This window comes from Clostridium homopropionicum DSM 5847 (assembly GCF_001263795.1).
GTDB classification, from domain to species: domain Bacteria; phylum Bacillota; class Clostridia; order Clostridiales; family Clostridiaceae; genus Clostridium_H; species Clostridium_H homopropionicum.
Window position 1 is genome coordinate 15,691 of the sequence record NZ_LHUR01000042.1, and the last position, 22,072, is coordinate 37,762.

At 30.4% G+C, this 22,072-nt stretch carries 20 protein-coding genes; 2 read left to right on the forward strand and 18 right to left on the reverse strand.

Annotation, left to right across the window (positions count from 1 at the left end; all coding sequences use genetic code 11):
• Nucleotides 1-54: 54 nt before the first annotated feature.
• Nucleotides 55-813 (reverse strand): enoyl-CoA hydratase-related protein, encoded by a 759-nt coding sequence (locus CLHOM_RS15130; RefSeq protein WP_052222536.1) that lies wholly within the window; start codon nt 811-813, stop codon nt 55-57.
• Nucleotides 814-1,117: 304 nt separating this feature from the next.
• On the opposite strand from CLHOM_RS15130, the gene CLHOM_RS15135 reads away from it, so the two are divergent.
• Together CLHOM_RS15135 and CLHOM_RS15140 are read left to right on the forward strand one after the other, a co-directional pair.
• Nucleotides 1,118-2,134, forward strand: a complete 1,017-nt coding sequence (locus CLHOM_RS15135) for an alpha/beta fold hydrolase (RefSeq protein WP_052222537.1) — start codon at nt 1,118-1,120, stop codon at nt 2,132-2,134.
• 105 nt (nt 2,135-2,239) lie between these two features.
• Nucleotides 2,240-2,908: a lytic transglycosylase domain-containing protein gene (locus tag CLHOM_RS15140; RefSeq protein WP_052222538.1), complete on the forward strand. Its 669-nt coding sequence runs from the start codon at nt 2,240-2,242 to the stop codon at nt 2,906-2,908.
• 85 nt (nt 2,909-2,993) lie between these two features.
• Here the strand turns inward: CLHOM_RS15140 and CLHOM_RS15145 are convergent, their stop codons facing one another.
• The 17 genes from CLHOM_RS15145 to CLHOM_RS15225 form a co-directional block, all read right to left on the reverse strand.
• Complete coding sequence (locus CLHOM_RS15145) at nt 2,994-3,677, reverse strand: beta/alpha barrel domain-containing protein (protein ID WP_052222539.1); 684 nt, start codon at nt 3,675-3,677, stop codon at nt 2,994-2,996.
• Nucleotides 3,678-3,745: 68 nt separating this feature from the next.
• Nucleotides 3,746-4,579 (reverse strand): BsuPI-related putative proteinase inhibitor, encoded by an 834-nt coding sequence (locus CLHOM_RS15150; protein WP_052222540.1) that lies wholly within the window; start codon nt 4,577-4,579, stop codon nt 3,746-3,748.
• A gap of 198 nt (nt 4,580-4,777) precedes the next feature.
• Nucleotides 4,778-4,948, reverse strand: a complete 171-nt coding sequence (locus CLHOM_RS15155) for a zinc-ribbon domain-containing protein (RefSeq protein ID WP_052222541.1) — start codon at nt 4,946-4,948, stop codon at nt 4,778-4,780.
• 205 nt (nt 4,949-5,153) lie between these two features.
• On the reverse strand, nt 5,154-5,894 hold the full coding sequence (gene ymfI / locus CLHOM_RS15160; protein ID WP_052222542.1) for an elongation factor P 5-aminopentanone reductase: 741 nt from the start codon (nt 5,892-5,894) through the stop codon (nt 5,154-5,156).
• 207 nt (nt 5,895-6,101) lie between these two features.
• Nucleotides 6,102-6,713 (reverse strand): DUF3793 family protein, encoded by a 612-nt coding sequence (locus CLHOM_RS15165; RefSeq protein WP_052222543.1) that lies wholly within the window; start codon nt 6,711-6,713, stop codon nt 6,102-6,104.
• 141 nt (nt 6,714-6,854) lie between these two features.
• Nucleotides 6,855-8,504, reverse strand: a complete 1,650-nt coding sequence (locus tag CLHOM_RS15170) for a phosphoenolpyruvate carboxykinase (ATP) (RefSeq protein WP_052222544.1) — start codon at nt 8,502-8,504, stop codon at nt 6,855-6,857.
• A 256-nt stretch (nt 8,505-8,760) separates the two neighbouring features.
• Nucleotides 8,761-11,076, reverse strand: coding sequence for a YcdB/YcdC domain-containing protein (locus tag CLHOM_RS15175; RefSeq protein WP_052222545.1), 2,316 nt, complete (start codon nt 11,074-11,076; stop codon nt 8,761-8,763).
• Nucleotides 11,077-11,234: 158 nt separating this feature from the next.
• On the reverse strand, nt 11,235-11,504 hold the full coding sequence (locus tag CLHOM_RS15180) for a DUF3892 domain-containing protein (protein WP_052222546.1): 270 nt from the start codon (nt 11,502-11,504) through the stop codon (nt 11,235-11,237).
• Nucleotides 11,505-11,653: 149 nt separating this feature from the next.
• Nucleotides 11,654-13,747 carry a methyl-accepting chemotaxis protein gene (locus tag CLHOM_RS15185; RefSeq protein WP_052222547.1) on the reverse strand — a complete coding sequence of 698 codons (2,094 nt, stop codon included), beginning with the start codon at nt 13,745-13,747 and terminating at the stop codon, nt 11,654-11,656.
• Between the two features lie 297 nt (nt 13,748-14,044).
• Nucleotides 14,045-14,701 (reverse strand): tRNA (guanosine(46)-N7)-methyltransferase TrmB, encoded by a 657-nt coding sequence (gene trmB / locus CLHOM_RS15190; RefSeq protein WP_052222548.1) that lies wholly within the window; start codon nt 14,699-14,701, stop codon nt 14,045-14,047.
• 227 nt (nt 14,702-14,928) lie between these two features.
• Entirely contained in the window at nt 14,929-16,074 is a 1,146-nt protein-coding gene (locus tag CLHOM_RS15195) for an ABC transporter permease (RefSeq protein WP_052222549.1), read from the reverse strand.
• Entirely contained in the window at nt 16,075-17,199 is a 1,125-nt protein-coding gene (locus CLHOM_RS15200; protein ID WP_052222550.1) for an ABC transporter permease, read from the reverse strand.
• Between the two features lie 10 nt (nt 17,200-17,209).
• A complete protein-coding gene (locus CLHOM_RS15205) occupies nt 17,210-18,145 on the reverse strand; it encodes an ABC transporter ATP-binding protein (RefSeq protein WP_052222551.1) in 936 nt (311 codons plus the stop codon).
• Between the two features lie 123 nt (nt 18,146-18,268).
• The gene (locus tag CLHOM_RS15210) at nt 18,269-19,510 is read right to left on the reverse strand and encodes a hypothetical protein (RefSeq protein WP_052222552.1); all 1,242 of its coding nucleotides are present in this window, start codon (nt 19,508-19,510) and stop codon (nt 18,269-18,271) included.
• Between the two features lie 16 nt (nt 19,511-19,526).
• Nucleotides 19,527-20,153 carry a response regulator transcription factor gene (locus tag CLHOM_RS15215; protein WP_052222553.1) on the reverse strand — a complete coding sequence of 209 codons (627 nt, stop codon included), beginning with the start codon at nt 20,151-20,153 and terminating at the stop codon, nt 19,527-19,529.
• A gap of 33 nt (nt 20,154-20,186) precedes the next feature.
• Nucleotides 20,187-21,287 (reverse strand): sensor histidine kinase, encoded by a 1,101-nt coding sequence (locus CLHOM_RS15220; RefSeq protein ID WP_052222554.1) that lies wholly within the window; start codon nt 21,285-21,287, stop codon nt 20,187-20,189.
• 35 nt (nt 21,288-21,322) lie between these two features.
• Entirely contained in the window at nt 21,323-21,994 is a 672-nt protein-coding gene (locus CLHOM_RS15225) for a site-2 protease family protein (protein WP_052222555.1), read from the reverse strand.
• Between the last annotated feature and the right edge of the window lie 78 nt (nt 21,995-22,072).

The following is a 22,072-nucleotide window of genomic DNA, read 5'->3' on the forward strand; positions in this document are numbered from 1 at the left end:
TATTTTCACCTTATATATTGCGTTTTCATATAATGACACACTTGGCTCAGTTTCTCAATACATTCCTAAGAAATTAGCCATTCTAATCTTTTGTTCCTCAGATGCAAAGCATAATCCAATGGCATCTCTTTCAATTTCTAAAGCTGTATCAATGTCTGTTTCTATTCCAATATTCATTACTGCTTTAGCATATTTTATTGCTATTTGACCTTTAGAGGCTATTTTTCTAGCTATAGTTAAAGCTTCCTCAAGTAAATTCTCCCTAGGAACTACCTTTTCCACAAGACCTATCTTTTCTGCCTCTTTTGCATCTATCATTTCCCCTGTATATATTAGCTCTTTTGCTTTTCCACGTCCGACTAATCTTGCAAGTCTCTGAGTACCTCCAAAACCAGGTATAATGCCTAAATTAACTTCTGGATATCCAAACTTAGCATCTTCTCCCGCTATTCTAATATCACAGCTCATAGCAAGTTCACAGCCTCCTCCTAAAGCAAAGCCATTAACTGCTGCTATAATAGGCTTTTCTAACACTTCTATCTTTCTAAAAAGGTCTTGACCTTTTTTTATAAAACTTCTTCCCTGTTCTGGAGAATAATTTATCATTTGTGATATATCAGCGCCAGAAGAAAATGCTTCTCCATTTCCAGTTACAATAAGCACATTAATATTATCGTTTTCAGAAATATAGTCCATAGCCTTATTTAGCTCTAATAAAACATCTGTATCTATAGCATTTAAAACATCCATCCTATTAATACTTAGTATGGCTATATTATTTTCTTGTCTTAATATTATTTTATTAAAATTCAATTAAATTCCCTCCTAAATATATGACAGATAAACCATTAAATATTACAGCAAGAATAATGCCAAAATAAATCCTAGATATTTCAAGGCTTCTAGAGTGTAGTGTTTTCTAAATTTAATAAAAAAGTTACACTAAAACAGCTAAACTATTGATTTTGCTCACTTTGTAGTGTGTATTAATTTTGCTATAACTGTATACAATTAGAGACAGTGTCGCAAATATTTTATCCATTTATTTACATTTATTTATTTAAATGTTAAAATTAGTTTAGTAATTTATTTTCCTAAGTTGTAGGGGGGTCTTTTTATGTATAAACAATTTTTTCAAGATTTTTTTAACTTTTTTTCTTTAGATAACGTAGAAATCGGCAAAACAGATAAAGAAGTATTTTTTGAAGAGGATAATGTAAAGGTTTTCCACTACAAACCTATAAAAAGATATTTAAATAAGATACCCGTATTAATCACTTATTCTTTTGTAAATCGCCCCTCGATTTTAGATTTAGACGAGGATCGCAGCATGATAAAAAAGCTGCTAGAACTTGGTATAGATGTTTATATAATTGATTGGGGGTATCCTGATCATGTGGACAAATACTGTACATTAGATGATTATATTAATAACTATATAGATAATTGCGTTAACATCATATTAGCACATCATAAGCTTAAAAAAGTTAATCTTTTAGGAATTTGTCAAGGGGCTACTTTAAACACAATTTATGCTGCAATTAATCCAAATAAAGTTCAAAATTTAATAAATATAGGCATGCCATTTAAATTCGACATAGATGATGGTTTGCTTTTTAAATGGAACCGCAATAATAATGTAGATAATTTTGTTGAATCCTTTGGTTTAATTCCTGGTAAATTAATAACTTCTGGAATTATGATGGTTAAACCTTTCGAATACAGTATTAGTAGATATATAGAATTTTTCAATAAAATTGATGATGATTCTTCCCTTAAACATCTATTAAGTGTAAACAAGTGGCTTTTAGATAGTCCTTCTCAACCTGGTGAAATGTATAGAGATTTCATTAAAGATTTATATATAGAAAATAAATTATTTAAAAATCAACTAATAGTCGGAAAACATCATGTAAATATTAAAAATATTAAAATGCCTGTACTATGCGCTAATGGAACTTATGATAAGATTGTACCTCCATCATCTACTCGTCCATTTATGGATGCTATCAGTAGTACAGATAAAGTATTTATGGAATATCCAGTGGATCATATTGAACTCTTTATACAGAGTGAGAACAACAATGATATGATTCCTTTTATAGCTAATTGGCTTAAGTACAGAGATAAATAGCTGGATAAAAAATAATCTGATTCTTCCTTTAAATATAAAGTTTCATCTCAACTTTTCGATTAAATATATTACATGGATTTTATAGTAAACGAAGGTGATTAATTTATGGAAGTTAATTCTTCAAAAAAAGCAGAGCAATTTATGCAGTTCCAACTTTTGACTGAAATGTTTAAGGAAGCTGCTGGCGATAACCCTTCCTTCCAACTAATGATGGAGGGACTGCTTCAATCTGTTACTGACAGCAAAGGAAACTTAGATTTTAGTAGATTAGGCCTTGAGCAAATGGATTTAGATAAGCTTGGATATGCCGCCCAAGAAAGACTTACAAATGTATATAATGATGTAAGTTCCTCAGTTAAATCTGGCAATAGTTCCATTGACCAAGCTGTTGAAAAAGCTTCTAGAAAATATGGTATAGATAAAGATCTTATTATGGCAGTAATAAAACAAGAATCCTCCTTTGATCCTTATTCTGTGTCAAAAGCTGGAGCTGAAGGTTTAATGCAGCTTATGCCTGGCACTGCAAAGGACTTAGGAGTGAATAATCCTTTTAATATTGAAGAGAATGTGGATGGTGGAACTAGATATTTAAGAGATATGCTTGATATGTATAATAACTCTAAACAACTGGCATTAGCTGCTTATAATGCTGGACCTGGCACTCTTAAAAGAAGAGGCGTAGATACTGTAGAGGAAATATCTAATTTACCTTCTGAAACAAGAGATTATGTACAAAAGGTCATGAAATACGAAGCTTTATATAAACAAAAATAAAAATAAAGGTGCCAGTCACCGGAGAAAGGAGAATTTCTTAAATTCTCCTTTCTCCGGTGACTGGCACTTCTACTCTTAGGAAAAACTAATCCATTGCCTCTTCTTCATAAATTTTTCTGTATTTTATCATTGATTGTGAAAATAATTCTGCTGATGATGGTGGTGTATAAGTAATAGCGTTTGCTCCAGCTTCTATTGTTTCCTTAATACTAATATCTGTTGGTCCACCTGTAGCTATTATAGGAACACTAGGGTATTTCTCTCGAATTCCTCTAACGATTTCAGTGGTTCTCTTAGCTCCAGATACATTAAAAATGTCTGCTCCAGCATTTATCCTAGCTTGAATATCTTCATATTCAGATACTACTGTAACTACAACGGGAATATCTATAGTCTGTCTTACCTGTTCCACTACATAATTGGGTGTTGGATTGTTTAATACTACTGCCATGGCCCCCTTAAATTCAGCATCTAAAGCCAAGTTAATAACTCTTTTTCCAGTAGTAACGCCGCCTCCAACTCCACAAAATACTGGAACATCTGCAGCCATAATCAATGCTTCAGTTATTAAAGGTTGAGGAGTGAAAGGATATACAGCCATAATAGCATCTGCATTAGTATTCCTGATAATCGCAACATCCGTACTGAATACTAAGGATTTTATTCTTTTGCCCAATACTATTATACCCGTTGCATCCCTAATTACTTGAGGGACTTTAATCATATGACTTCTTAAATTTCCACTAATCTCAGGTGCAAATCTCTTCATACCTTCACTCCTTATATACAATTATATATATTATATATATATTTTATCATATATATTCAAGTAAGTTATTATTTTATTGTTAAACTTCCTTTTAAATAAGGTGCTTTGCTAAGTTCTTTTGCTGTTGAATAAAATTCATATTCATAAGTTCCCTTTTCTAAAGGTAAATCCTTTAAGTTCACTTCATATACTTCACTTTCACCTTGAATAATAGTTTTTTCAGTTACTTCTTGAATAAAGAGTTTATCCTGTGACCAAGTATATACTAACTTTCCGTCCTTATAAAATTTTATATCGAATCTCTGACCACTAGTATAGGTTAGTGTAACAGGTTTTTCATTTTGATTTTTAACTTGAACTTTAAGTCTTTCATTATCTATACTTTGAAGCTCATATTTTAAAGGAAAATAAGCTATTCCACCAGTACCATTTGAACTCTTTTTGCCAATTGTTAGAGTTCCCTCTTTATGAGCTAAATTTGTCAATTCATTTGCAACAAGATAGAATTCATATTGATAATTTCCTTCCTCTAAACCTAAAGAAGATAAGTTAATATTATATTCTAGTTTGCCCTTCGCTTCCACTTCTTTTTTAACTATCATTTTAGCAAAGGATTTATCTTTTGAGTATTTGTATACTTCCTTCCCATCCTTAAACAATAAAAATTCATATTCCTGTGTACTTCCAAAGGTTAGAGTAACCTTATTCTTTAGAGGATTCACTATTGTAATTTTTAAATTATCCTTATCCTTTTGTTGTGTTACCTTATATATTCCTAAATCGCTATCCTTTTGTTCATCTCCTATCCCACTACTTATATTGGAATTGGCAGAAGCACATCCTACAACCCCTAGGGTTAAAGATAATGCTAACATAAGTGTCGCTATTTTTCTCATTCTCATACTTTTTCTCCCTTCTTTATACTTTTTTTTAAGTTTTTTCTTTTTTTTTATTAATTTGTATCTTCAATAGTATATACGAGATAAACAAAAAAAAGTTTGTAATATTTTTCTTCAAATTTCTACATTTTAGAAATCTCAAGTAAAACATTACAAAAAATTAAAAGAGGAACTGCGTTTACAGTTCCTTCGTATTTACTATTATCTGTTGAAGCCTCTTCCATTGTTTCTTTGTTGCTTTCTTGCTTTTCTGCACTCTGGGCATCTTACAGGTTCATTTTCGAATCCTTTTTCTTTGTAGAATTCTTGTTCCCCTTCAGTAAATACAAAATCTTTTCCACAATCTTTACAAACTAATGTCTTATCTGCCATTTTATAAATCTCCTTTTTTCTTAAACTGCGAGTTTCCTTACCATAGGCTTCAACCTTCAACTGAAAATTTTCTGCACATGATAGCTTAATCGCTATATTTTCTGTAATAATTTTAGCATATCTGAAAATATTATTCAATAGAATTAATACTAAATATTTCTGTATTTTTCACTATAATCCTGTAATATACTACATTAATAAATCTCTATATAAATCCGCCGTCTACAGTGATTACTTGAGCTGTGATATATTTTGCAGAATCACTTGCTAAAAAGACTGTAAGCTTTCCAACATCCTCTCCAGTTCCAAATCTCATCATAGGAATTTCCATCTCAAGGCTTTCTCTTTCCTCTTTTGACATCCAGCTATTCATATCTGTATCGATAACACCTGGTTGAATTGCATTAACTCTTATACCTGATGGTGCCAGTTCCTTCCCTAAAGCCTTCGTAAAAGCATTTATTCCTCCTTTTGAAGCAGAATATAGCACTTCGCAGGATGCTCCAACCTGCCCCCACATAGAAGAAATATTAATAATACTTCCAGTTTTTCTATTTAGCATATGCTTAGCAGCACAATGAGAGATATTAATAGTTCCCTTTAAATTTGTATTTAGAACTTTATCAAAATCCTCTTCCACCATATCAATAAAGATTCCTATTTTAGCAATACCCGCATTGTTTACTAATACATCTATTTTACCGAACTTATTAATTATAGTTTCAACCATATTTTGTGCAAAACTATAGCTGCTAACATCACCTTTTATAGATAGACCATAACCTCCAAGGCTTTCAATTCTTCTTATAGTTTCTTCTGCAGCTTTTTCATTACTATTGTAATTTATTATTACAGTCCCTTCAAGCCTTGCGAATTCTTCAGCAATACTTCTTCCAATGCCTCTAGATCCTCCGGTTATTAGAACTACTTTCCCACCAAAATCCATTTAGATTACCCCTTCTTACACAAGTATATATTTAATATACTAATAAATTTATTATACGCTTAAATTTACATTGTATGAAGAAGATTTTTTAGGTGCTAGGTACTAGTTTTTAGGTACTAGAAAAGGTTGTTTTGATACGGCAAAACCACAATCATAGCACCTAGTACCTGGTACCTAGCACCTAATTTTTCTTCTAAATATTCTAACCTAAATACTTTCTACAATCCCATAAGGTTCAACCCCTTCATTTATAAGGTTAATGACCTTCATTTTTATCTCATCATACTTTTTAAAAGTATCTTGTGCCTTCTCTGCATTATGGTACACCTTCCAATACCCAAATATTAAGGCTTCTTTATTAGGGTTCTCCATAAAATCTAGTACATCTTCTAATGGATAACCTAAGAAAAGTCCCATTTCATGTGGGCAAAATTTCGCATACCTTTCCTTGAGAGTTATAAAAACTTCTTCTAGAGAAATTCCAACTTTATATCCATGAGCAGCTAAAAAATAAATATACTTATCTTCCTTTAAAATATTATCCATTTGATTTTTATCATAGAAAAGTACAGCGGAACTATACTCTTCTTTCTTAAGCTCAAAATATTTTATATTCAGCTCCTTTCCAATGGAATACTTGTATTTTTCCCAAAAATCATATAGTTTTCTTTTCCCTTGATTGTGAAAAATAAATAAATAGGAAGGTTTATATTTAGCTATTACTGGTGCCACATTATAGGTTATGGTAGATAGTAAATATTTTTTATCGTCAAAGTTTTCTATGGAACTAATGAAGCTTTCGGACAACTCTTTGCACATGTGAATATCCCCTTCACTATTGGTGTATTAATCTTAAGTTAAATTGTTTATATTATATTTTATACAATTTAAAATAATTTAATGCTTTGGGATATTGAAAAAAGCTATGTTTAAAATCTATAAACATAGCTTAAAATTAACTTATATTTCTTTTATTAATTTTTTTATAGCTTTAATTGCCTCTTCTGGAAGTTTGTCAATTCCCCCTCTTTCAGTCTCTCTATCCTTAATAAATTTTAATCTGTCGTTCATTCTATCCTTAAGTGCATTCAAATATTCTTTATCCTTCATGTCAGGAGTAAAGCCTTGGACTTCCATAATCTCCATACTTGAGAAATGATTCCACTTTACGAATTGAGCCTTTTCTTCAACTATTGCTTCTAGAGCACCTAGGGTTATTTCTTTAATTACTTTCTTGCCCATGAAATGACCTGTATTTAAAATATAGCATTGAACATTTCTTTTTTCGAATAATTTTTTAAATTTATAGTAATCGTTGCTCAAAGGATAAGTTCTGAAAGGATTAGCGTAAGGCTCTACTACTAGAGCATCTGGATCTACTCCTGGTGCTAATCTTTCTGCAGAAGTTCTCTTTGTAGCAAGAGTAGCTCCCATTACTGCAGCTAGTTCAGGGTTATTTATCTTTACTACTGGAGGTAAAGTTGGATCCTTCATAAGCCATATTATAGCATTTACTGGTTCATTAAATTTGTCCACTCTATTTGGTGACCATAATTTAGATTTTATAGCTCTTCCATTTCCATTTCTTATATCTTCAGTGACTAATACTTTTTTACCGTCTTGGTCTAAGGTAATGCCACAATTTTGCGCTGTTATTAAATACTTGTTGTCCTCAGAGTTTAGAGGATAATCTGAAGTTTTATCAAAGTATGAAGGTTCTAATGCAACAGATGATCCATCTTCTGTAGAAATAATGAAAGCATCATCATGAAGTACCGTTACGTCATATTTTCCATCATGCTTTGCATGAGTTAAAGTTGACTTTCCTGAGCCTGATAGTCCAAAAACTCCTATAACGAATTTTTTATCTCCTGGTAGATTATATCTCTTTTGTCCTCCATGGCAGGAAGCATATCCATTTCTATCAGCTGAGCTCCAAGCTAGAGTCAAAGTACCTTTCTTATGTTCTCCAAAATATCTCATACCTAATACTGCTGCACAATTACATTCTGGAGCAAAAAAAGCTAAGCCGCCTGGATGATCCTGATGCTGCCATTCTGGATCTGAGAAGAAATAAATATCTCCTTCATTAATTTCTTTTGATTGATTGTACATGTTTAAATATTCTTCAGTTATATATTGAAAATTCAAAAGCCAGTTATACATTATATTTTCATGGCCTTGTGGAATTAATAAATGTGCTCTTATCATGAAATCTTCATTAAGTCCTATTAAGGCTTCTGCATGATATAATTTTCTATATCTTGTATTGTAAATAGCCTCTCTTATTTTTGAAGCATACTGCTCTTGGTCTACTCCTATTTCTCCTAAAATTCTTCTTGCTGCTGCATAACGTCCTTTAACTGCCCCATCGTTAAAAAGAAGAACCTTCGCATCATCTGGAAGTCCAATCTCATTAGGCTTATATACAGGCATATCTGTTACTATAGTTCCCGGAGAATTCTTTGCAAGCTCATAAGCCTCTTTTAATGAATTAATTTTAACTACATTATTGCCATAAAAGGCAGTCTCTATAGTTACCCTGATTTGTGAAAAAATAGTGTTATTTGAATTTATGCTATCTCTATTAAAGTATTGTTTAGTAGACATTAATTGCCCCCCCATAATAATTTATTCAACTGCAATCCATATAATATTATGTCACTTTTCAGTTATATTTTCAATAGTATAATATACAATTTCTTATTTTTTAATATATTGTATATTATATTTATTATATTATGAGTCATATTTCAAAAAATGAACTGCCTAAAATACATTAAATATTTTTAGGCAGTTATAGTAAATTAAATTTGACTTATATAACTATAGGAGGGTTAATAAGGCATAATAAAAAAGATAGTCATTAATACATTGCCCTTTGAAGTTTTCCTAGAGAATTATACACAGAAACTGCTAATTCAAGCATAGTTGTCTTTTCCTTTGGTTTAAAGTTACCATCCTTTAAATCCATTAGATTTAAGCCTTCAACTATTGAAACGTAGCCCTTTAAATTTTGATCTACTTCATTGGAATCTTTATTTTGTAAAACAAAAATTTTATTTACCTTAGCTAAGTCTTCATAGCCTAGAGCTTTTACTAGATATTTTGCAACTTCTTCACGGGTTAGTTCTGCTTTAAAGTCTATATCACCTTCAGTATTCTCTATAATGTTATAAGATACAGCCATTTGAAGATAATTATAGTTTTCTTCTCCTTTTTGATAGCCTGACTTAAATTTAAGATCTTCTATGTCTCTTAAAATATAAGGTCTATATCCTTTTGCATTTACTAGCATTTTTATCAAATCTAATCTTGTGGCAACCTTACTAGAATCGAAAGTTTTAGTATCTATTATAGAACTTTTGGCTAGTAATAGTAATTCCTTTTCATATTTGTTTCCTTTAATTTTCTCCTTGAACGCATTTATATTATTGTCAATTTCATTTCCACTATAATCTACAGGTCTTCCTGTAACTGCATCAATATTAATGTATTCCCCGTACAAATTTCCATTTAGTTTAGAAACCGGCTTATACACAAGCTTTGCTTCAAATACGGGTTTTTTAGTATCCTTGCTAACATTAACCTTACTATATTGAAGCTCTGTGGAGTAAGTATTAGCATACAATTCCTTAGCTTCATCTTCTGATACTATTCTTGTTATAGTTGGGAACTTTATATCATTACTCCAATTACAGCTTATTTCTAAAAGCTCCCCTGTTTCCGAATCTATAGCAACAGATATATTATTTTCCATAAAAGTGATGCCATTTACACTTCTTGCAAAATTAAAATAATATCTTGGAATAGCAGATTCTTTTCCATTTATATAGTAAGTTTGATCATAAAAGCTTTGTTCTGTTTTTATTTGTTTTACCTTATCTGGATAATACTTACCTATTAACTCTATAGCTTTCTTGTAAGCATCTTCTTTGCTAACAGTAGGCTTAACAACAACCTTTTCCGGATAATAATATCTTCTTATGCTTAAAATAGCTCCATTTTCTGCATTGATTTCAATGAATCCATCATCTGGAGTATAATTATTTCCCCCTACACCCTTAAATGTTGCAGACCAAGCCTTATTATTTCCTTGATAATATCCATAATTGTTTTGGACATCTCTATAGCTAATATTACTAATCTCTAAATCTTTACTGTATACATCTTTAAGTGTTTGTTTTATTATTTTTTCTGCTGATTCTCTATCTAATTCTTTCTCAAAATTCTTTACTTCCTTAGACTTACTATAAAACTCTTCCTTTTCCTTCTCTGTTAAGTCTCTATAAGTAACCTTACCATCACCAGCTACATTAGGATTTATTAATTTTCCATCCTTAGCATCAACCATTTGCCCATCCTTGAATGTAGGCACATATACTAACTTTGGTGTTAAAACATTATCGTATTGACCATACTTATCTACAGGAATTCTATAATTTAAGTTCATTTTTATATTGTCTTTTAACAATTTATTAGCTTTATTTACATCAATGTCTGCATCTTTACTTGGCAGCTGTATATTGTCATCCCAATTAAAATTGTAACCGGTAACTTCTGAGGCAGCTCCGTTTACTTGCACTGTAATATAATTACCATCAAATGTTATTCCATTTGCCTTTCTTATGAAATTAAAATTATAGTTATATAGATCATAAGGTGATGAAGCAATAGCATTATCGTTCAATTGTACTTCCTTAAATTCCTTTGGGTTAATTTTTTTAATAAAATTCTCAGCTACCTTTTTTGCTTCTTCTTCTGTTATTTTAGATATACTAGGTGTTTCTCCTGCATTGCCCTTGTATATATTAATACTTATAACTTTACCATCATTAGCATTTATTGATGCCCAGCTGTTAAAATATTGTTTGGCTGAATTCATGTTCCAACTGATATCCCAAATAAAATTGTCTTTTCCTCTATTGTAATAATCCTCCCTTAAATTTATGTTATAATTAAACTTCTTTTCATCTATTTCTGTATTAAAATATGTTTTAAGTATTTCCTTAGAAATTTTTATAGCTTCTTCTTTTGAAATCTTTGTAGCAGCAGCGATAAGCTTGTCTTCTACTTTTGCTGGTTCTACAACCTTTTGTGTCTCTAAAGCAAATATAGAAGGAGTATATCCTACCATAATAGCTCCAGTTATCACCAATGATATTAATTTTTTATTCTTCATACTGTTACCCCCAAAAATCCAATTTAATTACAATACCTGTAATTATATACTAATTATAATATATTTTAAAGAGTAAATGTTTAAAATTTGGTAACATTTCTAATATAAACAAAAAAATGCTTTTAAACAAATTTGTTTAAAAGCATTAAAAGTAAGATTTATCTACTTTTAATATATTCTCTGTCAATTTCAATTACAGGAAGTTCTGTAAGGTTACATAATTCGTCTTGTGGAACACTACTAAAAAACTCTCCTCTATGATTATATACACCCTCACTTATTCCTTTAATTGCAGTTTGTTTAGAGAGGTCTAAAGCTTCTCCCTTTGAAATTGTTTGACCATTTTCCAATTTATAGGCTATTATATTATTATTCGGGTCGCGAACTATATCGGTTATTATATGAGCAAAGCTAAAATCCATATACATTTATTTCGCCTCCCAATTCTATTTTAATAAAATTACTTCACAGTAATATTATTTCCCTTTTAAATTTATATATGAAAGTAAATAAAGGAATAGTCGGCTGTATATCAAGATTATTCGCTCATTTAATATAGAAAATTTTTATTTTTTTATTATGAAATTTCTTGTGTTTTAAATTTATTCATGTATTCTAATAAATTATTTGAGCTGTTAGAATTTTCTTTTGACGCATAGGTGATTATTTCATTCTTACTGCTGATTTCTCCTATGCTTTCACCTATTTCAAAGGAAGCTTTAGCTGCTTCATTCATGGATGTAGTTATTTCCTCCATGCTGTTTACTATTTCATCTATTGAAGTAGAAATATTATCTGTGGTATTGGTAAAATTTTCAATAATGCTTTTTATTATATCTCCGTCTTTTTTATACTCTTCTCCCATAATTACAAATTCATCATAATCCTTTATAGTTTCCTTTTCTAAGGTTCCTAAAGTATTTTCTGATGCTTCTGCTAACTCATCTACTGCATATACAACTTTATTTACCAGAGTTTGAATTTCATTAACAGTACTTGACACCTCTTCTGCAAGCTTTCTAATCTCTTGAGCTACTACAGCAAAGCCTCTTCCAGCTTCTCCAGCACTGGCAGCTTCAATGGCAGCATTTAAGGCTAAAAGATTTGTTTGCTTAGCAATAGATAATATGCTTCCTGCCATATTAGAAACCTCATTTACCACTTTAGCATCCTCAATAGACTTTTCTAGCATTTCCTTTGAGTTTTCATATATATTTGATATTCGTGCTTTTGATTCATGAGTTCTATCTTTTACTCTATCTGCCTTTTGCTTTATTTTGCTGGCAGCCTCTAAACCATTTTTTATATTTATTAGTGCACTATTCACTTCTTCTTTAACCTTATGAGTTTTAGTGCTGATTTCCTTAACAGCAACATTAGAACTTTCCATTCCAGCAGTTATCTCTTGAGAAGCAGCCTGTGCCTGCTGCAGTAGACTATTTACTTCACTAATACTTTTATAAGTATTTTCTGCTGATGTTGAAGTTTTAAAGCTTTCCATTTTTACAATTCCTATTGCCTTTTGTAATTTGTCTACGGCTGTATTTAAGGCAATAGCAGTTTTCGCAAACTCATCCTTTCTCATTATGCTTATTCTATGAGAAAGATTTCTCTCAGCCAGTTCTTCTGCATACTTTTCAATTTTAATAAGAGGCTTCTTAATATCTCTTGCAAAGGCAATGCTAACAACTATTCCTAGTACTATAAAGCCTAAGGTAGCAAATATAACATTATTTCTTAATTCATCTACTTCCTTAAAAACTTCATGCTCAGGAATAACTAGAGCTAGAGACCAATCAGTATTTGGAATTGGCGCATATGAAATAATCATTTCTCCAACATCATTTGAAAAGGTTCCATAGCCATACTCTTTATTTATCATTTTATTTTCTATTTCAGCAAGCTTTTCAAGGCTTTTATCATCTTTAGCTTTTTTTAGATCATTATCATCTTTTAAAACTAGGTTCATATCCTTGTGAGATACTTTATAACCTTTACTATCTATTACAAAAGCATAACCATCATTTCCTACTTTAGTTCTTTGAACTAATACATTTAATTTAGATAAACTAAAATCAGCAATTATAACTCCTAAAACCTCTGAGCCATTATTTTTAATTGGAGCTGCTATGGAAAGTATTTTTTCGCCTTCAGAGGTTTCAAACGGATTTGAAATACTTGCTTTTCCTACCAGGGCATTTTTTAAATATATTGTTTCATTACTTTCAATTGTCATATTAGGCCTATAAATTGAACCATTAGTAGAATGAACTACCCCATCTTTATCTAGTATTCTTAACTTTAAGTACTCCATTCTTTCTGCCTCAGTTATTAATACTTGTTTTTGCATTTCAAAATTCATAGATTGAATATCCGGTCTTGTTGCAAGAACACTTAAAGCCTTAATGTCCTGGTCTACCATTGAAGTTATTAGCTTTGCACCATCCTCAGCTCTATTTAATAGTGTAGTGCTTATACTATTCTTTAATGCCCTTGATGCACTATAATAAGAAATAGCCCCTAAAGTACAACATATTACAACCACTAATATAGTAATTTGAAAAATCACTTTTATTTCTATGCTTTTAAATAAACCCTTTTGCTTTTCACTATCAATTTTACTTTTTTTCTCATTATGCTTTTTAATTTTTACCGGAATAATTCTGTTCATCTTACATTACCCCTCACAAGATAAATTTACCAATAAATTCTTTTATTGATATTTTATCATCTGAAAAGCAAATAAAAGACTTTGTAAAGCATATTTAACTATACTTTACAAAGCCTTATCAGGTAATTATTTCCATAAGTAAGAAAAATGAGACGCATTTTTATTTTAGGTACTAGGTGCTGGGTTCTAGGTTCTAATGAAAGATGTTTTGCTTTTGCAAAACTAAAATTTAGCTTAGAAGCAAAGCTTCTTACGCTCCCTAGTACCTAGAACCTAGCTTCTAGCACCTGAAGAATTTTACTTCGTAAAATTCTTCAGCTTCGCTATCAAAAACTTACTCTTTATACCTAATTCTTTAAATTTACTTTCATACTCAGTCATTAAATTTTCACTGGCATAATCACTATTGTGAAGGTCATAGGTTTTATAAATTATTTCAAAACCGCTTTCATTAAAATATTCAAAAGACTCTTCAAATAACTCCATATCATCTGTCTTGAAATGAATCTCAGTGCCCGATTTTATAAAGTTTTTATATTTATTCAAAAACTTTGAATGAGTAAGTCTTCTCTTTTTATGTCTATCCTTTGGCCAAGGATTACAAAAATTAATATATATTCTGCTAATTTCGTTTTCCTTAAATATTTCCTCAATAAATGCTATTTGCATGGCAATAATTCTTACGTTAGTAAGTTCTGCTGCTACTACATTCCTTAAGGCATAAACTAAAATTTCATCTTTAATATCTATGGATATTAGATTTTTTTCAGGGTATTTTAAGGCTACTTGAGTTGCAAATCCTCCTCTTCCACAGCCTAATTCCAAAAATATATCATTATCATTCTTAAATTCCTCTTTCCAATTTCCCTTTAAAGCCTTTGCCTCTTCAAAAGATTTAAAAAAAGGACTTTCTTCTAATTCAGGTCTTGCCCATCTTTTTTTCCTAAGCCTCATGGTCTTCCTCCTTAGAGTTAATTTTCTCTATTTATCTAAGTTTATATTATACTTTAAGAACGATTCTAAAACAACTTTAAAAAAGTCCCTAGTCTCTAATCACTAATCTCTATGAATATATATACATCCTATAGGGACTAGCCACTAGCGATTAGCGACTCCTTTATATTTCTGGTTACTGATCACTGGCTACTGCCAACTGGAAACTGGTTACTGGCCACTGGCTCCTATATAAAGCTTCCAGTCTTATCTGTATTTTTCATCTTAAATGCAGCTAGTGCGAAGAATACTAAAGCAAAACCTAGCATTATAAATATATTCATTCTTATATCCCAAAGGCTCAATCCGTTCTGAAGCTTTGCTATTGCATCTATTGCCCATTTTTGAGGAATAAAATTTGATACCTTTTGAAGACCTTCTGGCATTAGGCTTAATGGCCAAAAGCACCCTCCCAGCATACAAGTAGGAGTAACTATTAGAGTAGATAAATTTCCTGCCTCTGCTGAAGATTTTGATAAGGCAACTATCACCATTCCAATTCCAACTGCTACGATTCCTAGAATAAACATAACTAAGAATAGTTCTAAATCTGGAATATAGGTTTCAATCTTAAGTACTTTTCTTACTGCAACTAAGGCTAGTATTATTTGTGCTGTTATTATCGTTAAATTAGCTATAATGTTGCCACTTATATAGATTTTAGAGCTTACTGGAGTAGAGCATATTCTTTGATAAACCCTTTCCCTTTTTTCCTTAAGTATTATGTTAGATGTTATTGTAGAACCTATTAACATAAACATTATAAAAAATCCAAAGCCTTGTTGAGTTACTCCCTTGCTAAAGCTTTTATCTTTAATCTTCTCTACTTTTAAAGCAACTTGTCCCTTTTCATATTCACTATATATTTTATTAAAGGTTTCTTTATTTCCCTCTGAAGCTTTACTTATGTCTAATAGGTTTTTAATATACATATTAGTATAATTTTCAACCCAAGCTGTAACTTCTTGGCCTTTTAAAGATACTACCTTAATTGACTTAAAAGTCCCATCATATATGCTCTTTTCAAAATCCTCTGGTATTACTAAAGCTAAGTCTACTTTTTTATTTACTACCATATCACTAATTTTATCTTCTTCTATAGGTACATTTTTGAATCTACCTGTATTCTCTAAATACTTTGTCATATTTTCTGATATGGCACCTTTGTCTTTATTTACTATACCCACCTTTACAGTTCCACTGCCTTCTCCACCCATTGCATTCATCATAAACAATATACCTGCTACAGGAAGTATTAAATAAACAAAAATATTTGACTTTTTCCTAAAGGTAACCTTGAAAGTATTTAAAGCCAGTAAAATTATATTTTTCATTTATACCTCCTCCTTTCTAAATGCTATTGATGAAATAAACATCAGTATTAATCCTATAATTAAATTAATTAATATAGCAGGGACTATTTTACTAAAGTCGTTTCTATATATGGAATTAAACATCGCATCGTTGACCCATTTAATTGGCGATAATTTGGCTATTGTATCCAAAGTTGCACTATTAAATTGCTCTAATGGGACATAACCTCCTCCTAAAAATATCATAACTACGACGATCATATTTAATATGCCTGACATAGCTCCTTCGCTTTTTGCTATAAAGGATACTGCTATTCCAATTGAAACTGCCATCACTATTTCAGCTGCAAGTACAGCAGCTACAGCCAAAATATTATCTCCCCAATTAACCTTAATGATGAATTTTCCAAAAGCTAGAACAATAGCAATTTGTATCATTGTAACAGCTAGAAATCCTAACACCTTTCCAGTAAATATCTCCTGCTTCTTAAGAGGACTTATGAACATTCTATTTAAAGTTTTTCTAGTTCTTTCTGAGCTCATACCAAAGCCTGCAGTCATAGAAGCATACATTACAATAAGAGTTGTCATGGTAATTCCATAATAATCAACTGCTCTTGGCTGCTCTTTCTTATCTAATGCCTCTACCTTTACATATTGAATATTTTTTTCGGTATTTAAATCTCCTATTATTCTTGGATTTACCACTGCAATTTCACTTATAACATTATATCTTTGCACAAAAGTATTTAATATCCCTTCAATAAAACCTGCGTTTAGATTATATCTATCGTTTTTATAAAGCTTTATTTCCTTATTTATTTCATCAAATACTATATAACAGGAGTAATTTGAATCTTCAATCGCCTTTAATGCCTTACTTTCATCCTTTTCGTAGGTGAAGCTTACCTTATAATCCTTCAAATCCTCCTTCAAAGAATCGAAGGCTTTAGAAACATTTCCTTCTCCTTTTACAGTATAAATTACTTCAATTTCACCTAAATCTACGGAATCACTCATTACCTTTGAAAAGGCTGTTCCTAAAATTAAAATCAATATAATAGGAAATAAAGTCATTATTAGCATATTTCTTTTATCTCTAAGATTTTCTATAATATCTTTATAGGCTATATTTAATATTCTCATAGTTTCACCCCTAATCTCTTAACTTTCTACCAGTAAGGGTCAGGAATACTGTTTCAAGGTCTGGTTTCTGAGTTTCGATATTTTGTATCTGTATGTCCCTTTCAGTAAAATAAATTATTATCTTATCTAAGTTGTTTACTTCTTTATAAGAGCTTATTTTTATCTTATACTCGTTAATATTTACATCAATAACTCCATTTATTTTCTTAATTTCTTCAATTTCCACTTTGTCAATTAAGTCAACAGTAACTTCTACACTATTCTTATCTGTAACAATTGATTTTAGTTCTTCCTTAGTGCCTTCTGCTATGACCTTTCCGTGATCTATTATTCCTATTTTAGTACAAATGGCCTCAACTTCTTCCATGTAATGAGTAGTATATATTATTGTGCATCCCATAGAATTTAACTTTTTTACTGATTGAAGAATATGATTTCTTGATTGAGGGTCAATTCCTACAGTAGGCTCATCCATAATAATAAGCTTTGGTCTATGAGCTATAGCACAGGCTATATTAAGTCTTCTTTTCATACCACCGGAAAAACCCTTTGGAAACTCCTTAGCCCTATCTGAAAGGCCTACGAATTCTAAGGCTTCGCTAGTTCTCTTTTTCAATTCTTCTCCCTTTAATCCATAAAGGCTGGCGAAGAATTTTACATTTTCATAGGCTGTCAAATCTTCATAAATTGCTATGTCCTGAGGAACCATGCCTATATTTTTTTTAGTAAAATAGGCTTCTTTTACTATATCCTCATTTAAAACTTCTATTTTACCTTTGTCCATAGACAGTAATCCACACATTATATTAATAGTTGTACTTTTACCAGCTCCATTTGGACCAAGCAATCCGTATATCTCTCCCTCTTCTATATATAAATTGATGTTATCAACAGCAGTTAAGTCTCCAAATCTTTTTATTAAACCTTCAATTTTAACTATCTTCATCATAATTCTCTCCTTATTTATAAATAATTCCTCTTTTGATTTTATTATATAAAAAAGTGACCTTTTCTCTTACTAGAAAAAGTCACTTCTATAGTATGACTAAAGTCATATTCACTACAATATTTATTCTTTTATCATTCTTTTAAAATTATTATTAAATAAAGTTTCAATGTCTCTCTTAATTTCTTTTTCAGAAATTTCCCAGCCTAATTTCAAAAGAACTTTATATTTATCAATTAATAAGCTTGCTATGGTTTTTCTCATAAAGCCCCATATATAAATTAATTGCTCTAAGACTTTTGCATCAGAATATTGAGGAATAAAAGCTAAACCCAAGCTCTCCATTCTAAGTTTTGTAGTTTCCTCTATAAGATTTGATCCACTAAGATCACTTCCACATCCAAAAAGATATAAATTCTTAAATCTTTTTGTAGCATTTATCAGTTCGTACTGATTTTCTCTTGCAGCCATGGTAATTATAAATTTGTTTTGTGGATAAGCTCTGCACATATATTCCACTGCAGCAACTCTTCCTTTAGCTACAAAATCAGTGAATTCTCCTGACTTAGTATTATTTCCTCTTTTTATTCCTATAATCATTACAAAAGGAAGATTAAATTCTTTGCACACAGGAATGATGCAATACTTCATAATCTTTTCACTTTGGTAAAAAGCAGGGAGTAAAAAATCTGGAGGCATAACTGCTGAAAGGTATAATGCTCCTGTATTTTTTATCCATTCTGTTAAGTATCTCTTTATCTCTTTTAGAGATTTTTCATCCAATCTGTTACTTACTTCGTAACCCATTTCTCTTAATTTTTTATAGCTATTCTTATAGTTATTTAATAATGCATCCACAGATATAGCAGATTTAAACCTATCGTCAGCATTGCCAGTTTTTAGCCAAACTTTTCTTTCCTTATCATCCATTGGATCATTTATCATAACCAATTCTTTAACCTTTGCAGCCTTAAGAACCTTCTCTATATGCTCTTCTAAGTCTACATTTTTAAAGTATTTTCTAATTTCCTTTAAGTCTTTTGTGGATGTATCTATTCCAAGCTTATTTAAAATATATATTATTCCTATTTGTTTTTCACTAACAGGAGAATTATCTATAAATAAGGTTTTCCAAATTAAATCTGCCTGTTGCTCTTTTGGAAGCAGTATAAATTCTGCTTTATCTACTACATTGAATTCTAAATACTCACTTACTAAATGATTATCAGTTAAAAGCTCATCTATTCCCCATACTAGTGAGTTTTTAAAATTTTTAGAGAAAACATGGGCATGAGGATCTATAACCCATATATCTTCAACCTCTTTATTAACTATTTTTTTTAACTCTTCTTTACTTGTAATCATAAAATTCCCCCTCTTCCTAGGCCTCGCCTTTAAGATAGTATATTGCTATTTGTGTTCTATGTTTTAGATTTGTCTTAGATAATATATTAGTTATGTAGTTTTTTACAGTCCCTTCCGATATAAATAATTTACATGAAATTTCTTTATTAGATAAACCTTCTGCTATAGCCTTTATTATATCCAATTCTCTTTCTGTAAATATACTCTCGTCAATATAATTTTTCTTATAATTCAGCCCTTCTTTTATTTTATCCAAAATTTCATCTTGCATTACAGTATTTCCTGAATATACAGTTTTAATTGCATTAATTATCTTTTCTGGAGAGTTATTTTTTAATATATATCCTTTTGCTCCATTTTTTAGTGCGTCTTTAATATAGTCATCTTCATCGAAGGTGGTCAATATTAATGGTTTACAATTTGTATTTTCAGCAATTTTTTTTGCTGCTTCTACCCCATTTAAGATTGGCATTCTTATATCAAGTAATGCAATATCTATTAGATTTTTAGCACACATTTCTACTGCCTTTAAACCATTATCTACTGTATCAACTATTTCTATATTATCATCCATTCCCAAAATTATCTTAAGACTTTCTCGAATTAAAGAGTCATCATCAGCAATTAATACTCTAATTTTCATAGAATTGCCCCCTAAAATATTTAGTAAATAAAATTAGATTGGGAGCAGCATTATAATAGAAAAGCCATCGCTGCCATCTACTACAAGCTTCCCATTTATATTTTCGCATCTCTCCTCCATTCCAAGAATACCTAGTCCCTTTTTAATATTAAGGTTTCCATTTCCGTCATCTTTTACCTCTACTTTTACAAGCCGATTTAAAACTTCTATTTTTATTTCAATCTTAGATGCCTTAGAGTATTTAATAGAGTTAGTTAAAGCTTCTTTTGTGTTATCATTAATAACTTTCCAGTGTTGATGCGCTATTTTCTCTATCTTATTATCATATATTAAAATAACCTTCATTCCACTGCTTAATTGAAATTCACTTACAATTAGCTTTAACTTATTAATACCTAACTGCTGCATAGGTGGTTTGATATTTCTCAAAGTTGATCTGATGCTTTCCATACCTTCTCTTAAAATATCAATGGTATTTTGAAGCATACCTCTAGCTTTTTCTTCATCTTTAGTCATAATAAGCTTAACAGCTTCTAATTGCATTAGACTTCCTGAAATAGTGTGTCCAATATTGTCATGTATTTCCTGGGCAATTTTATTTCTTTCTTCTATTTGAGAAGTATACTTAATTTGAAGTTGATAATCTAAATCCTGGCTTAAATTTCTAGCTAGAATACTGTTTTTTTCCCTTAGATTGTTGTTTTCATTTCTTAAATAAATAATTCTCTCTAAATTATCATATATAATAAAACATAAGGCATAACTAAAAAAAGTAACAAGCATAAACTCTTTTAAAAGGTTAACAGGCATTAAAAATAACAGAATAAAATTTATTACAATTCCAATCCAAGGCTTAAGTTTAGATAAGATTAAAAATTCAAATAAATTTATAGGAAATAGCATCATAAACAATGGATTTGTAAAATAACTAGCAAATAAAATAATTACTAAAGGACTAGCAATAATATATTTATTAAATTCTTTGCCTTTGAACATATACATAATTATATTTATAGCCATGTATATGGTGAGAAACAGTACCGTATATCTTAAATCTTTTATCTTAGCAGTTAAAAAAGATAATGCAACATATAATACTATGAAAAACTTACTTAGAATAAGCCAACCTTCCATGAATGCTATCCCCCAAAATTAAAATCAGGTCTATATTAAGAAAATATACTTAGAATTAAGCCTGAAATGTTAATAAATAACTTAAATAGCACTGATACAGGTCCTCCTAATATTATGTCTATTATGGACCTACCACCGAATATAGGAAATATAAATAATATTAGTATAACCATTTGATATCTTAATAGAGTTCCTTCTATTTTATAAAACGCCTTAGGAAATAAATCCCTAAGTATATGGAAACCATCAAAGCCTGGAACAGGAATTAGATTTAATATAAATAATACACAGTTAATTTGTATGGATAGTAATGCTATTGTAGCTAAAACATCAGACAAGTTACCTGCATTTATTTTCCTAAAAACAATACCAACGACAGCTAAGATAACAGATGAAAGTAATGCTGCTATAAGGTTTCCTATTACTCCTGATACAGATACCTTCAAATCATCCTTATAATAATTTTTAAAAGCACTAGGATTAGTCTGAACAGGCTTTGCCCAGCCAAATTTAAAAAATAAAATCATTATGAATCCCAATAGATCAATATGAGCTATAGGATTAAAAGTAAGTCTTCCCTGGAATTTAGGTGTTTTGTCTCCTAGCTTGTAGGCAACTAAAGCATGAGCATATTCATGAAATGTAAATGCAAGTAAAATTCCCGGTATTAATAATATTGTGTTTAATATATTTTCTGCACTGAACATGTTTTTCCTCCTAGAATGTTATATAAGTAATATTATATCAGAAGCTCTAGTAAAATGGATATAGTTAACCATTTTAAA